Raw genomic sequence first — 14,029 nt, 5'->3', positions numbered from 1 at the left:
GCCTCCCTCTCCGGTAGGTGCCAACCTTGGTTGGCCTCCCTCTCCGGTAGGTGCCAACCTTGGTTGGCACGGGTGGAAGTGTGCGGACCAAGGTCCGCACCCACCGCATTGTCCGGCGCGACCTTCAATCCTGCGGCGCAGGCTCGTCCGGGCGCGCTGCTTCCGGGCTGACCCGCTCGATGGTGTGGCGCAGCTCGCGCCCCAGGATGAACTTGGCGTCCTTGGCCCAGGCATCCAGGCGTTCGTCGAACAGCAGCTTGCTGTTCTCGTCCGGCCACACCAGGCGCAGTTCGCGCAGCTTCTGGATGAAGCCGCGGAACAGGGCCTTGTCGAAGAACTCGGGAGCGGCCGGCGCATAGAGCAGGCTCAGGCGCTGCGCGGCCTGCTGGCACAGGCTTTCCAGCTCGGCCGCACCGAGCACGCCCGGGCCGTTCTTCACCAGCACCGAGATGGCGATGTAGTAGCGCTCGAACGCCTGCTGCAGCGAATGGCCGATCGCCCGCAGGCGGAACACCTCGTCGGTCTGCCCGGTGTTGCGCGCCAGGATGCCGCCGTCGTCATCGTTGACGTTCTGCAGCAGGCCTTCGCGCACGAACACGTCGATGGTGCGGTCAATGCGCTGCGCAAACTCGTCCTCGCTCCACGGCAGGAACAGCTCGGCCTGCAGGAACGGGTACACCGTGCGGCCCAGCTGGACCAGGCCGGTACGGCTCATGCGGCGGTTGTTCTGGAAGCAGCAGGCCACCCACGACGATGCGGTGAACAGGTGCACCACGTTGTTGCGGAAGTAGCTCAGCAGCACCGCGGTGTCGCCGCTGACGCTGAGCACATCGCCGAGCGGGTGCTTGATGCGGGTGAGGACGTTGATCTCCTCGGCATGGGCGATGATCCGCTCCGGCGAGTGCGGGGTCACCGTCACCCGGTCCGAGTACGGCATCTCGACCAGCAGCGTCTTGCACAGCTCGATCTGCGCGATCAGGTCGGCCTCGCCCATCGCGTGCTTCGGCGTGGACAGCAGGGCCAGCGCCAGCAGGTTGATCGGGTTGACGTCGGCAGCGCCGTTGATGCGTACCTGGATGCGTTCGGCCAGCGTATCCACCGTGGTCGACAGCCAGGCCGGCTTCTCGTCCTCGGGCACCGCCTCGCCCTTCCACTCCGGGGCCTTCTCGGCCAGCACATCGTTCAGCGCGATCGGCTCGCCGAAATTCACCACCACCTGGCCGTAGTTCTGCTTGAGCACCTTGGGGATGCCCCACAGCAGCGACCAGATCGACTCCTTTTCCTTCGGCCGGCCGGACAGTTCGTCCAGGTAGCTGCCGCCCTCCATCAGCTTCTCGTAGCCGATGTAGATGGGCTGGAACAGGACCGGCTTGCGCGGCTGGCGCAGGAATGCACGCAGCGTCATCGAGATCATGCCGCCCTTGGGCTGCAGCAGGCGCCCGGTACGCGAGCGGCCGCCTTCGACGAAGTACTCCAGCGAATAGCCACCGGCCACCAGCTGCGCGACGTACTCACTGAGCACCGCAGAGTACAGCGCATTGCCACGGATCGAACGGCGGATGAAGAAAGCACCGCCCTTGCGCAGCAGGGTGCCGACCACCGGCAGGTTCAGGTTGATGCCGGCCACGATGTGCGGCGGCACGATGCCACGGTCGTACAGCAGGTAGGACAGCAGCAGGTAGTCCATGTGGCTGCGGTGGCTGGGCACGTAGACCACTTCGTGGCCCGGCGCGGCGGCCTTGAACTTGTCCAGGTGGTGCACCAGCACGCCCGCATAGATGCGGTTCCACACGTGGCTGAGCATGAAGCTGGCCGAGCGCACCACCGGGCTGGAATAGTCCGCAGCGATTTCCCAGGCGTAGGCGTGCGCCTTCTTCCAGGCATCGGCCGGCTTCGAGTTGTCGCGCTTGGCCTGTGCGGCGATCGCTTCGCGGACCGGCTCGGCGGCCAGCACCTGGTCCACCAGCAGGCGCCGGGTCGACAGGTCCGGGCCGATCACCGATTCACGGATGCGGCGGAAATGGGTGCGCAGCACGCGCTGCAGCTTGCGCACCGTGCGCTCCGGCTCCAGGCCTTCGTCGACGGTGCTGCGCAGCGAGATCGGCGGGGCGAAGCGCACGATGGTATTGCGCCCGTTCAGCAGCAGCCCCAGCAGGCGGCGGAAGCGGCCCACCAGCGCCCAGTTTTCCGAGAACAACACCGCGAACCAGCCGCTCTGCTTGTCCGGCGCGCGGCCGACGAAGATCGACACCGGCACCAGGTGCACATCCAGGTCATCGCGCACGCGGTGCGCCTGCAGGACCTTGGCCAGCGAATCGGAGTGGGTCTTGGCGCCGCGCTGCTCGGGAATCAGCGAGTTGCTGGAGCTGCGCCGCGACAGCGCCAGATAGGCGCGCTTGCGGCCGGTCGGATCACCGGCCAGCGGCACCAGCGGCGACGGCAGGCCGGCCTGGCGGCAGGCCTTGTCCAGGATCAGCGCGTTGGACAGGCCGTAGTCTTCCAGCACGTACATGACCGGGCGGCCATCGTTGTACTGGCCCGGGTCTTCCGGCTCGATCTTCAGCGACAGCCACGGCTCGATCAGGCGGCCCAGCAACCGCGCCCACAGCGGGCGGCGGCCAGCCGGACGCGCGTGCGCGGGCGGCGGTACCGGGTTCGGGCCGGTACCGGTCGAGGGGGACGCCGGCACCGTATCGGCGGGCGTCGACTGGGATTCTTCGCCGGGGAACGGCAGCGGGTTCTGTTTCGACATCGGCGCCATTATGGCTTAGCCGGCGGTGTTGCCGCTTCCCCACCCTCGGCGGGGGCTTCAGCCGGTGCTGGCGACGCAGCCGCGCGGGCCGCATCGGCCTTGCGCAGCAGCGCATCGGTATCGGCCAGGGTGCGGGTCAGGTACCAGTGGCCCTCGCGCCGGCTCAGTGGCAGCTGCAGGGTCATCTCGCGACCGGCCAGGTCGTAGTGCAGGCGCACCAGCGCATTGTCGCCCTCTACCGAGAGCAGCTCGCCGCGCACGCTGCGCAGCGCGTCGTCCACGCCCAGCCCGTAACTGCCGAGCACCGCCTTGAGGGTGTGGATGAACGGCGCCAGCTGCTGCAGGCTGCCTTCCATGCCGGCCGCCTGCAGGCCGGCTTCGTCATCGAAGCCGACCTTGCTGGCGGCGCCGACCAGCGCGGCGATGGTGCTGCGGGCACGTGCGCGGTCGCTGATCGGGGCAGCCTGCGCCCACCCCGCCAGGGTCTCGACCAGGGCGATGTAGTGGGCCTGCTGGCTGGGCGTGTAGCCCTTCTGGTGGCGCAGGTACTGCACGCCGAAGTTGCCCATCGACTGTGCGGCCTGGCGCACGGCGCCGGCCTGGCCAGCCAGCTGGCGATCGAAGCTGCGCTGCAGTTCGGCGCTGGCACCGGGCTTGCGCAGTGCGGCCAGCATCGGCAGCAGCTGGTCGCCCAGTGGCAGCTCGGTCAGCGGCCACTGGCTGTGGCCCTCCACCCACGCCTGCTGCAGGCGCTGGTACTGGCCCGGCGGCACCGACAGCTTTGCGTAGCCGACCAGATCATCTTCGGCCAGGCGCAACGCCATCGCCTGTACTGCAGCCACCGGCTCGGCCGCCGGCCTGGCCGGATCGTTGGCAGACTCGCGACACCCCGCCACGGCCAGCAGCAGCATGGCCGCCAGCCCCCATCCACGCGCAGACTTTCCTCGCACCGCCACGCTCATGCACTCGGACTCCCCGGACCGGCCCGCATCTTGCGGCCTGCGACGTGACAGCGGCAAGCCGGGACGTCACGGTTTCCAGCCGAGGGGGGTCAGATCTCCTCTGCTGCGGCAGAAGGGATCTGACCCCAGCGCCGCCACCGGGATAAAAAAAGAGCCCGGATCACGGGGATCACAGGCTCTTCAAGCCGGCGCGGGGCCGGAGGACAGTGTTGTGGCACATGTCCGGCCCGAGGACCGGATGGCGGCGATCCTACGCTGCCGTTCAAGTTAAGGCAACACTTCACGTAATGCCATGTATGTATTTGATTTTATTGTATCAATCGCGTTGCCAAACCGCTTCGATGAAATCTACGGCGTGTTTTTCGGCGATTCGGGCATAAATCCCCGGATAGCCGGCCAGCGCACAGCCCTCGCCCCAGCTGACGACACCGAACTGGGTCCAGCCTTCACGCAGGCGCAGCAGCAGGGGGCCTCCGGAATCCCCCTGGCAGCTGTCGATGCCCTCGCGGCCGGCGCAGATGACCTTTCCACGTGACAGTTCACCGCCGTAGGCCTGCTGGCATTCGGTGAAGGAAACGAACGGCACCTGCGCGGTCTGCAGCTGAGTCGGATAGACCCGGCCATCGCCGATGTCGGTGTCTCCCCAGCCGATCACCGTGAATTCACGGCCCGGCTTGAGATAGCTGGCGTCGGGCCGCAGCCGCAGTGCCACCGGCTGTGCGCCGTCCAGCGGTGCGCTGAGCTGGATCAGGGCGACGTCGTGCTCCAGCGAATTGCCGCTGTTGAATGCCGGATGGACGTGGATCGCCTTGACGTTGGACGGTCGTGGCGCGGCGTCGGTGGACAGGGTCGTGACCTTGCCGACAACGGCGATGCCACCAGGCGCTTCGCGCTGCATGCAGTGCGCGGCCGTCAGCACCCACGAGGGCGAGATGAGGGTGCCCCCGCAGAAGTGGCGGTCGTGGTCCGAATCGCCGTCGAAGATGCCCTGGATGCTGACCATGAACGGGTACTCGTCGGCCGGCGCCGCTTCGCCGCCGATGATGCGCGGCGCATCGCGCAGCTGCGGCGCAGCGATGGCGGGTACGGCAGACGCGGCCAACAGCAGGCCGATGAACAAAGAGGTGCTGCGATACATTTCCCTGTACTCCTCTGTCGATGGTTGGAACCGGTGCGGCCGCGGTCCGTACCGGTGCATCGATTGGGGAGCAGTGGAGAGGCCCGCAGCGCGAACGTGCGCACAGTTCTCGTGGCTGGCGCTGCGTGCGACAGATGCAGCCCCACAAATGCGAACGCCATCCCGCATGGATCGGGATGGCGTTCGTGGTGCCAGCGTGACCGGCGTCGGTGGTGGGCTCAGCGTGCAGCCAGAGCCGACGCGATTTCCTGCTGGATCGCCCGCGCTGCGGCCTGCGGATCGGCGGCCAGGCGGATCGGGCGACCGACCACGATGGCATCGGCGCCATCGGCAAAGGCCTGCGCTACGCCAACGGTACGCTTCTGGTCATCGCCGACCGGGCCACCGGGGCGGATGCCAGGGCAGACGATCGAGAATCCGCTGCCGGTGGCAGCGCGGATCGGGCCGGCTTCCTGGCCCGAAGCGATCACGCCATCGATGCCGGCGGCCTGGGCAGCCAGCGCGCGCTCGACCACCACGTCCACCGGTTCGCGGTCGATGCCCATCTGTGCGAGGTCGGGGCGCCCCATCGAGGTCAGCACGGTCACTGCCAGCAGGCGCATGTCGCCGCTGTTGGCGGCCGCGCACGCCTCCATCATGGCCGGGTGCCAACCATGGATGGTGGCGTAGCTGACCGGCCACTGCGACAGGCGCTTGATCACCGCCGCAGCGGTGGCCGGAATGTCGAAGAACTTCAGGTCGACGAACACGCGCTTGTCGCGGCGGGCCAGCTCATCGAGCACCTGGAAGTACTCGCCGGAGGCGAGCAGTTCCATGCCGATCTTGTAGAACGCCACGCTGTCGCCCAGGCGGTCGACCCACGCCAGCGCCTGCGCGCGGTCAGGCACGTCCAGCGCGAAGATCAGGCGCTCGTCATCGCGCAGCGGCAGCGGTGCGCGGCTCATGGTGCGTAGTCCAGCGCGGCGCGCTTGGCGTCGTGGCGGGCCTGGCGCGACTGGCTGTAATCGTTGTTGAACTGCGCCGGCTCGAAGCCGCCGTAGGTCGGGTTCGGCAGCATCCACCAGCGCTCGCCGAACCAGTCGTGGTACTGCTGCAGCAGGGCGTCACGGCCTTCGTTGGTGTTGGCGGTCACTTCCACGAAGTCACCCAGCTGGTCGCCGAACTGCATCAGCACGCGGTACTTCTGCCCGGCCAGGCGGCGGCGGCAGTTCTTCTCGCTGCCAGCCTGCTCGCAGCCTTCGACCACGGTGCCCAGGCCCAGGAACACGCTGTCATCGGCCACCGGCAGGCCCTGCTCGCGCAGGTTGGCCAGGGTCGCGTCCTTCAGGTGCACAGCACGGTTGGAGATGTACAGCAGGGTCACGCCCTTGGCGTTGGCCGCCTTGGCGAAATCAACCACGCCCGGGATCGCCTTGGCCTTCTTTTCGGCCACCCACTGGTCCCAGCTCAGCTCGTCGTATTCCTTGCCGTCGCGCACCAGGCGCGCCTGGTAGGGCGAGTTGTCCAGCACTGTCTCGTCCACGTCCAGCACCACGGCCGGCTTCAGGCCCTTGGCCTCGTTGCCGCGTTCTTCCGGCACCAGAGCATCCCAATGGGCTTCCTTCAGCGCCACGTCCAGGTGGTCGGCGGCGGCGCGGTAGGTCTGCTCGGTGATCGCCCTGTACTCCTGCGCACGCTGCATCCACAGCACGGCGTTGAGGTTGTCGTTGGCGGTGGCATCACGCGCGCCATCGGCCTTGGCGGCGGACGCCGGGGCCTGCGGCGCCGCGGCTTCAGCGGCAGGCGCGTCCACGCGCTTGCAGGCGGACAGGCCCAGCGCCGCGGTGGCGAGCAGGGTCAGGGACAGGGAAACAGGACGACGCATGGATTCACCGGCAATCAGATATACCGGCGCATTTTACCGGCAAAGCCGGCCCTGGGACGGCTATGCTTGGTGGTTGACCCGCTGCTCTTCCGGAGGCCGCCATGACCGATTCCACCCAGACCCCTGACGTCCCCCTGCTCGATGCGGTGCAGGCCCGCCTGCTGGGCTGCCTGGTGGAGAAGGAGGCAACCACACCGGACACCTACCCGCTGACGGTCAATGCGGCCCAGTCGGCCGCCAACCAGAAGACCGCCCGGGAGCCGGTGATGAACGTCGACGCCGGCAGCGTGCAGCACGCGCTGCGCCAGCTGGAAGCACTGGGCCTGGCTCGCCAGCACTTCTCCTCGCGCGCCGACCGCTACGAGCACCGCCTGCAGGCCGCGCTGGACCTGACCCGGCAGCAGACCGTGCTGCTGGCGCTGCTGTTGCTGCGCGGCCCACAGACCCTGGGCGAGCTGGTGTCGCGCAGCGAGCGTCTGTACCGGTTCGCGGATATCGACGAAGCCCGCCACGCCGTCGAGCGCCTGCAGCAGCGCGCGCTGCTGGTGGTGCTGCCGCGCGCCAGCGGCCAACGCGAAGACCGCTACATGCACCTGCTGTGCGGTGAAGTGGATGGCGCGGCGCTGGCGGCCAAGTACGCCAGCAGTGGCGGGGGCAGCAGCGATGCGGCCGATCCGGGCCTGGCCGAGCGCGTGGCCCAGCTGGAAGCGGCCGTGGCCGAGCTGCAGGCGCAGCTGGCAGAACTGCGCGGTTGAGGTCCACATCCGGTAGTGCCGGCCGCTGGCCGGCAACCCGGTGATGCCTGGATGCCGGCCAGCGGCCGGCACCTACGATCATCAGGGATCAGACCTCCGCCGCTCCCGGCGTGGCATACAGCCGGCTCGGACTGTCCACGCCCGGCAGCTGGATCACTCCGCGCTCCTGCATGCCCAAGCCCAGCAGGATCTTCCCGGACACCACGTTGTCCAGATCGGTAATGCCATACAGATTCCGCAAGCTCAGCGCTCCGCGTGCATGCGCGAACACCGCACGCGCCGCCTCACCGGCGTAGCCCTGCCCGGCAAATTCCGAGAGCACCGCATAGCCGATATCCGGCCCCGGCAGGCCATCACGCCGCACCAGGCCGGCGTTACCCAGCCACGCGCCATCGGCCAGGCGCTCGATCGCATACATGCCGAAGCCGTTCAACGCATAGCTGCGCAGCACGCGCAGCGCGATGTACTCCCGCGCCTGCTCCTCGCTGCGTACGTTGCGGTCGCCGATGAAACGCAAGAAGCCCGGATCATTCAACAGCGCCAGCATCGGCACCGCATCGCGATCAGGCTCGATCGCACGCAGGCGCAGACGTTCACTCTCGATCGGTTGCACAGGCAGACCTCCAGCCGAAACCCCGATTCTGCCTCAACCCCGGCTGCTGCTTTTGATTTTCTTTTTTCTTTCCGTGGCTGGCGCGCACGGAAACTGTCAGGGGCCGGGCGGGTGGGCTGGGCGGGACCGTCCGCGGCATGGATGCCGCGGCCGAGCCCCCATGGATGGGTTTACGGCGTGTCGCGACCGGCCCACCCGCCCGGCCCCCCACGAGTGCATTGCGAACGGCGCCAACCACGAGGGGCCGCGCCGTTCGCCGATCAGTCGAACAACGCCTCGATCGCCGCCAACCCCGCGCTCGCCCGTTCCTTCTTCCGCGCTGCATCGGCCACCGGATCGGCACCGTCGCGCTGGATCTCCTCGGCCGGGATCTCATCGAAGAACCGGCTCGGCTTCAGCCGCACATGCTCGCCGAACTTGCGCGTGAGCTTGCTGTAACTCATCCACAGCTGGATCTTGGCGCGGGTGATGCCCACGTACAGCAGGCGACGTTCTTCCTGCAGGTTGCCCTCATCCAGGCTGACCTGGTGCGGCAACACGCCGTCCTCGCAGCCGACGATGAACACGTACGGGAACTCCAGGCCCTTGGAAGCGTGCAGGGTCATCATGCGCACCTGGTTGCCGCCCTCGTCCTTGTCGCTGCGCGAGAGCAGCGCCAGCTGGCCGGCCAGGTCGGCGGCGGTGGCACCGCGCGGGCCGCCCTCGAACCACTGCGCCAGTTCCTCGATGTTGTTCCCCCGGCGCTGGTAGCTGGCCTCTTCCTTGGCCTGCTGGCGCAGCTCGCTCAGCAACCCCGATTCCTTGGCCACCTTGCGGATCATGTCGCCGGACGTCACCTGGCGCATCTGCGCCCGCAGGTCGCGCAGGATGTCGGTGAAGCGCGCCAGGCTGTTGGCCGCGCGCGGCGGCAACTGCTGCAGGGCGCCGATGGTCTCGGCCACATGCGCCATCGGCATGTCCTTTTCCTGCGCCAGCTCGGCCAGCCTGGCCAGCGTACCGGCACCCACATCGCGCTTGGGCGACTGCACCGCCCGCATGAACGCGGTGTCATCGTCCGGGTTCACCAGCAGCCGCAGCCAGGCCAGCGTGTCCTTCACTTCCTGGCGTTCCAGGAACATCGTGCCGCCGGTCAGGTGGTAGGGGATGCGCAGCAGCTGCATCGCCTTTTCCAGCGGCCGCGACTGGAAGTTGCCACGGAACAGGATGCAGAAATCACTCCACGGCACGTTGCGCGACTGCGCCACGAAGGCGATTTCGGCGGCGACCTTTTCCGCTTCGTGCTCACTGTTGCGGCACTCCCACACGCGGATGCGCTCACCGTCGGCCTGGTCGCTCCACAGCTTCTTCAGGTGTTCGTGCGGGTTGTTGGCGATCAGCGCATTGGCTGCACGCAGCACGCGGTTGGAGCAGCGGTAGTTCTGCTCCAGCTTGATGATTTCCAGCGTGGGGTAGTCACGCCCCATCTGCTGCAGGTTCTCCGGGTTGGCGCCACGCCAGGCGTAGATCGACTGGTCATCGTCTCCCACGCAGGTGAAATTGCCCTTCTCACCAGCCAGCTGCTTGAGCAGGCGGTATTGCGCGTCGTTGGTGTCCTGGCATTCGTCCACCAGCAGGTAGCCGATGCGCTCGCGCCAGGCCAGGGCGATCTCGGGGTTCTCTTCCAGGATCTGCACCGGCAGGCGGATCAGGTCATCGAAATCGACCGCATTGAACGCGGTCAGCCGCAGCTGGTAGCGCTCGTAGACGCTGGCCGCTTCCTTCTCGCGGTTGCTGCGTGCGGCGGCCATCGCCTGCTCGGGCGACAGCCCGGCGTTCTTCGCGCGCGACACCAGGTTCTTCATGTCCTCGATGTCATCGGGCTTGGCGCCGTGCATCAGGTCCTTGATCTGCGCGGCGGCATCATCGGCATCGAAGATGGAGAAGCCGCGCTTCAGGCCCACGGCGGCATGTTCGATCTGCAGGAACTTCAGGCCCAGCGCATGGAAGGTGCAGATGGTCACCTCGTCGGCGTCCTGCTCGCGCAGGCGCTTGGCCACGCGCTCGCGCATTTCCTTGGCCGATTTGTTGGTGAAGGTGATCGCCGCGATGCGGCGCGCCGGATAGCGGCCACTGCCGATCAGGTGGGCGATCTTCTCCACGATCACCCGCGTCTTGCCGCTGCCGGCGCCGGCGAGCACCAGCAAGGGGCCTTCGATGTGCAGGACGGCGGCGGCTTGGGGGGGATTGAGACCGTGCATGGGGACAGGATTGTAGCGGGGTGCCGGCGGGCCGACCTGACTTGCATGACGCCTGGCCCTAAGGTATTGAGTCGACTCCGGAACACAGGAGCGTGGTCCATGTCCTTGAACATCATCGCCCGCCCGCTGGTGGCTACCCTGCTGGGCCTGCTGGCCGTGCCTGCGGCCGGGTCCAGCCCGGCACCGCCTGCCGACGCCTATGAAACGATCGTGCTGCAGTCGCACGAGTTCCTCGTCTACCATCCGGACCTGCGCTTCCGTGGGCTCGGCATGCAGGCCCGCGAGCGGGGCCGCCACGAAGAGGCCCGCAACGACTTCCGCAATGCCGCGCGCTACGGCGACAAGCTCTCACAGGCAGCGCTGGCCGACATGCTCTGGAACGGGCAGGGCGGTCCGGTCGACCGCGCCCTGGGCTATGCATGGATGGACCTGGCGGCCGAGCGCGGCACCGAGTGGCTGGTGGTACAGCGCGAACGCTTCTGGGAGGCGCTGTCCGCCGACGAGCGCGAGCGCGCGGTACGCGAGGGCCGCGCGCTGTATGCCGAGTTCGGCGACCCGGCCGCGACGCCGCGGCTGGAACGTGAACTGCGGGCCGGCAGCATGCGGCAGACCGGCAGCCGCGCCGGCTGGAACGGCGCCATGCGCAGCCAGGGCCGTGGCGATGCGGGGGCCCGTGTGCTGCAACCGGAAAAGCACCAGTTGGCGCGCTACTGGGACCCGGTGGCCTACCGGCAATGGCAGGACGAGGAGCTGGCCAGATCGGGGCGATGAGCCACGCCTGCCAGGCCATCGTTGCCTCGGCGCTGCTGGCACCGGGGTACGCGACAGCCGGCACGTGATCGCCCGGCCACGGCCGATCCGCGACGGCGGGCCGGGTGGCGACTAGAATTGGCCGATGGCCAAGCTCTACTTCTACTACTCGGCGATGAACGCCGGCAAGACCACCACCCTGCTGCAGAGCGCGCACAACTACCGCGAGCGCGGCATGCGGGTGGCGATCCTGACCCCACGCCTGGACGATCGTGCCGGCGCCGGCGTGGTTGCCTCGCGGATCGGCCTGCGCGCTGACGGCATGGCCTTCGACCGCGATACCGACCTGCAGCGCTGGGTGGAGCAGGATCTGGCAGCCAACGGCCCGATGGGCTGCGTGCTGGTGGACGAGGCGCAGTTCCTGACCCGCGCCCAGGTCTGGCAGCTCAGTGAGGTGGTCGACCAGCTGCGCATTCCGGTGCTGTGCTACGGCCTTCGTACCGACTTCCGCGGCGAGCTGTTCGAAGGCAGCCAGTACCTGCTGGCCTGGGCCGACGAGATGCAGGAGATCAAGACCATCTGCCACAGCGGCAAGAAGGCGACGATGACCGTGCGCGTGGACGAGCATGGCCACGCCGTGCAGGACGGCCCGCAGGTGGAGATCGGTGGCAACGAGCGCTACGTGTCGGTCAGCCGCGCGGAGTTCAAGAAGATCACCCGCGGCGAAGGCCGGATCGATCCGGCGCAGGCGCCCCTGCCGCTGTAAGGGGTGTTCGGCAGGGCTGCGCCCTGCACCTGCAGAGGCAACAGCAACGTCAACAGCGAAAGCTGGCATTCCGTGGGATGGCGGGGCACTGTGGGTGTGCGGGGACGGCGCAAGTACGTCCATGTAGCCTTGGTCGCCGCATCCATGCGGCTCACACCCCGCAAACCCACAGTGCCCCGCCTTCGACAATTGGTCGGCGGCCAGTAGATCCACGCCATGAGTGGATGAAATCTGTCAGATATCGAATGAAATTCCGGGGTCAGATCCGTTTTCCTTCGGAAAACGGATCTGACCCCATGAGCTGTTCCGACAGATCGCGGAGATCTGTCGAAGGCGGGGTGGGTCCGGTTGAGGGGGCGTGAGCGCCATGGATGGCGCGACCGAGGCTACATGGACGTATTTACGCCGCCCCCCTCAACCGGACCCACCCCGCCATCCCACGGAATGCACGCATTTGACGTTGCCTTGGCTTGAAGCGGGTGCAGGGCTGCAAGCCCTGCAATCCCAAACCACTCAGTACAGCGTGCGCTCCGGCGCACCGGCCGGCGGCGGGGTGTACTGGTACAGCCAGGTCTCGGTGAGGGTCTTGCCACCACTGCGCAGGAACAGGCGGATGTCGATCTGCTCGGTACTGCCTTCCGGCGGCACCAGGTCGAACATCGCGCGATAGCCGTTGATCTCGCGCAGCGGGCGCGCCGACACGATCTCGACCCGGCCACGGCTGGCTTCCACCACCGCTTCGACCTCGGCCTTGTCGATCAGCCTGGCCAGTTCGCCACCTTCGAAGTCCACCGCGAAGCGCCAGCTGAAGTACTCACGCTTCTTGCCGACCACACCGCCCAGGCCGGTGCGGCTGGCCACGCAGTGCGCCAGCGGCGGGCGCGCCGGCGGTTCGGCGCCCCAGTACAAGCGGTAGCCGACCAGCAGCTCCTGGCCCGGCTGCGGCTTTTCCTTCGGGTTCCAGAACGCCACGATGTTGTCGAACGTCTCGTCCACGGTGGGAATCTCCACCAGCTGCACCGAGCCCTCGCCCCATTCGCCCTTCGGCTCCACCCACAGGCACGGGCGCTTCTCGTAGAACACGCCGTCGTCCTGGTAATGGTCGAAGTTGCGGTCGCGTTGCAGCAGGCCGAAGCCGCGCGGGTTGCGGTCCACGAACATGTTGAAGCGCAGGTTGCGCGGGTTCAGCAGCGGGCGCCAGATCCATTCGCCGGCACCGGTCCACAGCGACAGGCCATCGGTATCGTGGATCTCCGGGCGCCAGTCCCAGCCCATGCGGCGGTCGTTCTCGCCCACCTGGTACATGCTGGTGCACGGGGCGATGCCCAACCGCTCGATCGCCTTGCGCGGGTACAGCGCGCTGTCGATGTCCATCAGCAGCACGTCACCGTTGGTGATCGCGAAGCGATAGGCACCGGCCACGCTGGGCGAATCCAGCAGGCCATAGACCACGATCGTCTCCGAATCAGCCGACGGCTGTTCCAGGTAGTAGGCGATGAAATCCGGGAATTCCTCCGGCTTGCCCATGCCGGTGTCGATCGCCAGGCCACGCGCGGACTGGCCGTACTGGCCTTCCTTGCCGACCGCGCGGAAGTAGCTGGCGCCCAGGAAGGCGGCGAAGTCGCGGTCGGTGTCCTTGCGGGTGTTCAGGCGGAACCCGGCGAAGCCCAGATCGGCCGGCAGCTCGCCATCCTTGATGCCGCTCTTGCCGTAGTTGAACGCCGCGCCGTCATACGCCAGTTCCTGCGCCTTGCCGTCGACCACGTCGAACATGCGCACCGGCGAATGGAAGTACAGGCCCAGGTGGAAGAACTTGGCCTGGAACTTGCCGGGCTGGTCGGCCCACAGCGCATGGTCCTGGCGGTAGCCAATCGACTGGTACTGGTCCCAGTCCAAGCCTTCCAGGCGGCCCGGCAGCACCCGCTTGTGGCTCTTGTAGGGTGCCTGTGCCAGCGCGCGCGCCTGGCCCTTCAGGGTGGCGAAGTCGAACGGCTGCGGTTGGCCGAGGCGGCGCAGGCCCATCTGGCCGCGCCGGCTGGCCGCGCACGCGGGCAGGGACGGAAGGCCGAATGCAGCCAGGGCGAGGGAGGCATTGCGGATGAAGTCGCGTCGTTGCATGCAGGCGCGTCAGGCACAGGGAGGAAGGTCGGCCATCATAGGCAGACAAACGTTAACGGGCAGCGGAGACGCGC

The 14,029-nt window shown here is 67.8% G+C and carries 11 protein-coding genes; 3 read left to right on the top strand and 8 right to left on the bottom strand.

The features are described 5' to 3' along the window. Positions 1-124 precede the first annotated feature (124 nt). The 5 genes from plsB to ACS0OT_RS00235 form a co-directional block, all read right to left on the bottom strand. Positions 125-2,761, bottom strand: a complete 2,637-nt coding sequence (gene plsB, locus ACS0OT_RS00255; protein ID WP_032954727.1) for a glycerol-3-phosphate 1-O-acyltransferase PlsB — start codon at positions 2,759-2,761, stop codon at positions 125-127. Beyond that, positions 2,761-3,714: a hypothetical protein gene (locus tag ACS0OT_RS00250; RefSeq protein WP_032954728.1), complete on the bottom strand. Its 954-nt coding sequence runs from the start codon at positions 3,712-3,714 to the stop codon at positions 2,761-2,763. Before ACS0OT_RS00250 ends, plsB begins: the two co-directional genes overlap by 1 nt. A 316-nt stretch (positions 3,715-4,030) precedes the next feature. Beyond that, positions 4,031-4,852 carry a S1 family peptidase gene (locus ACS0OT_RS00245; RefSeq protein ID WP_065185523.1) on the bottom strand — a complete coding sequence of 274 codons (822 nt, stop codon included), beginning with the start codon at positions 4,850-4,852 and terminating at the stop codon, positions 4,031-4,033. A gap of 218 nt (positions 4,853-5,070) precedes the next feature. After that, positions 5,071-5,796, bottom strand: coding sequence for an orotidine-5'-phosphate decarboxylase (pyrF, locus tag ACS0OT_RS00240; protein ID WP_005421084.1), 726 nt, complete (start codon positions 5,794-5,796; stop codon positions 5,071-5,073). Then, entirely contained in the window at positions 5,793-6,716 is a 924-nt protein-coding gene (locus ACS0OT_RS00235; protein ID WP_005421086.1) for a 5'-nucleotidase, lipoprotein e(P4) family, read from the bottom strand. The genes pyrF and ACS0OT_RS00235 overlap by 4 nt, the downstream gene beginning before the upstream one ends. Positions 6,717-6,817: 101 nt before the next feature. Between ACS0OT_RS00235 and ACS0OT_RS00230 the strand changes: the two genes are divergently transcribed. Further along, positions 6,818-7,471: a YceH family protein gene (locus ACS0OT_RS00230; protein ID WP_164093077.1), complete on the top strand. Its 654-nt coding sequence runs from the start codon at positions 6,818-6,820 to the stop codon at positions 7,469-7,471. Positions 7,472-7,559: 88 nt separating this feature from the next. On the opposite strand, the gene ACS0OT_RS00225 is transcribed toward ACS0OT_RS00230, so the two are convergent. Both ACS0OT_RS00225 and ACS0OT_RS00220 read right to left on the bottom strand, forming a co-directional pair. Continuing rightward, positions 7,560-8,084 carry a GNAT family N-acetyltransferase gene (locus ACS0OT_RS00225; protein WP_442255972.1) on the bottom strand — a complete coding sequence of 175 codons (525 nt, stop codon included), beginning with the start codon at positions 8,082-8,084 and terminating at the stop codon, positions 7,560-7,562. A gap of 260 nt (positions 8,085-8,344) precedes the next feature. After that, positions 8,345-10,321: a UvrD-helicase domain-containing protein gene (locus tag ACS0OT_RS00220; protein ID WP_442255971.1), complete on the bottom strand. Its 1,977-nt coding sequence runs from the start codon at positions 10,319-10,321 to the stop codon at positions 8,345-8,347. Between the two features lie 99 nt (positions 10,322-10,420). Here ACS0OT_RS00220 and ACS0OT_RS00215 point away from each other — a divergent pair, with 99 nt between their 5' ends. Together ACS0OT_RS00215 and ACS0OT_RS00210 are read left to right on the top strand one after the other, a co-directional pair. Beyond that, entirely contained in the window at positions 10,421-11,092 is a 672-nt protein-coding gene (locus ACS0OT_RS00215) for an SEL1-like repeat protein (RefSeq protein ID WP_005421099.1), read from the top strand. A 124-nt stretch (positions 11,093-11,216) separates the two neighbouring features. Continuing rightward, positions 11,217-11,837 carry a thymidine kinase gene (locus ACS0OT_RS00210; protein WP_005421101.1) on the top strand — a complete coding sequence of 207 codons (621 nt, stop codon included), beginning with the start codon at positions 11,217-11,219 and terminating at the stop codon, positions 11,835-11,837. A gap of 513 nt (positions 11,838-12,350) precedes the next feature. On the opposite strand, the gene ACS0OT_RS00205 is transcribed toward ACS0OT_RS00210, so the two are convergent. Then, positions 12,351-13,955, bottom strand: coding sequence for a glucan biosynthesis protein (locus ACS0OT_RS00205; RefSeq protein WP_065179774.1), 1,605 nt, complete (start codon positions 13,953-13,955; stop codon positions 12,351-12,353). Between the last annotated feature and the right edge of the window lie 74 nt (positions 13,956-14,029).

The organism is Stenotrophomonas maltophilia group sp. RY12688, assembly GCF_052149045.1.
In the GTDB taxonomy this organism is placed as follows: domain Bacteria; phylum Pseudomonadota; class Gammaproteobacteria; order Xanthomonadales; family Xanthomonadaceae; genus Stenotrophomonas; species Stenotrophomonas sepilia.
This window is presented reverse-complemented; position numbering and strand designations above follow the sequence as displayed.

Bases quoted from the DNA above. Each gene is read 5' to 3' on its own strand.
- plsB (WP_032954727.1), bottom strand. From the start codon at position 2,761: ATGGCGCCGATGTCGAAACAGAACCCGCTGCCGTTCCCCGGCGAAGAA.
- ACS0OT_RS00250 (WP_032954728.1), bottom strand. From the start codon at position 3,714: ATGAGCGTGGCGGTGCGAGGAAAGTCTGCGCGTGGATGGGGGCTGGCG.
- ACS0OT_RS00245 (WP_065185523.1), bottom strand. From the start codon at position 4,852: ATGTATCGCAGCACCTCTTTGTTCATCGGCCTGCTGTTGGCCGCGTCT.
- pyrF (WP_005421084.1), bottom strand. From the start codon at position 5,796: ATGAGCCGCGCACCGCTGCCGCTGCGCGATGACGAGCGCCTGATCTTC.
- ACS0OT_RS00235 (WP_005421086.1), bottom strand. From the start codon at position 6,716: ATGCGTCGTCCTGTTTCCCTGTCCCTGACCCTGCTCGCCACCGCGGCG.
- ACS0OT_RS00230 (WP_164093077.1), top strand. From the start codon at position 6,818: ATGACCGATTCCACCCAGACCCCTGACGTCCCCCTGCTCGATGCGGTG.
- ACS0OT_RS00220 (WP_442255971.1), bottom strand. From the start codon at position 10,321: ATGCACGGTCTCAATCCCCCCCAAGCCGCCGCCGTCCTGCACATCGAA.
- ACS0OT_RS00215 (WP_005421099.1), top strand. From the start codon at position 10,421: ATGTCCTTGAACATCATCGCCCGCCCGCTGGTGGCTACCCTGCTGGGC.
- ACS0OT_RS00210 (WP_005421101.1), top strand. From the start codon at position 11,217: ATGGCCAAGCTCTACTTCTACTACTCGGCGATGAACGCCGGCAAGACC.
- ACS0OT_RS00205 (WP_065179774.1), bottom strand. From the start codon at position 13,955: ATGCAACGACGCGACTTCATCCGCAATGCCTCCCTCGCCCTGGCTGCA.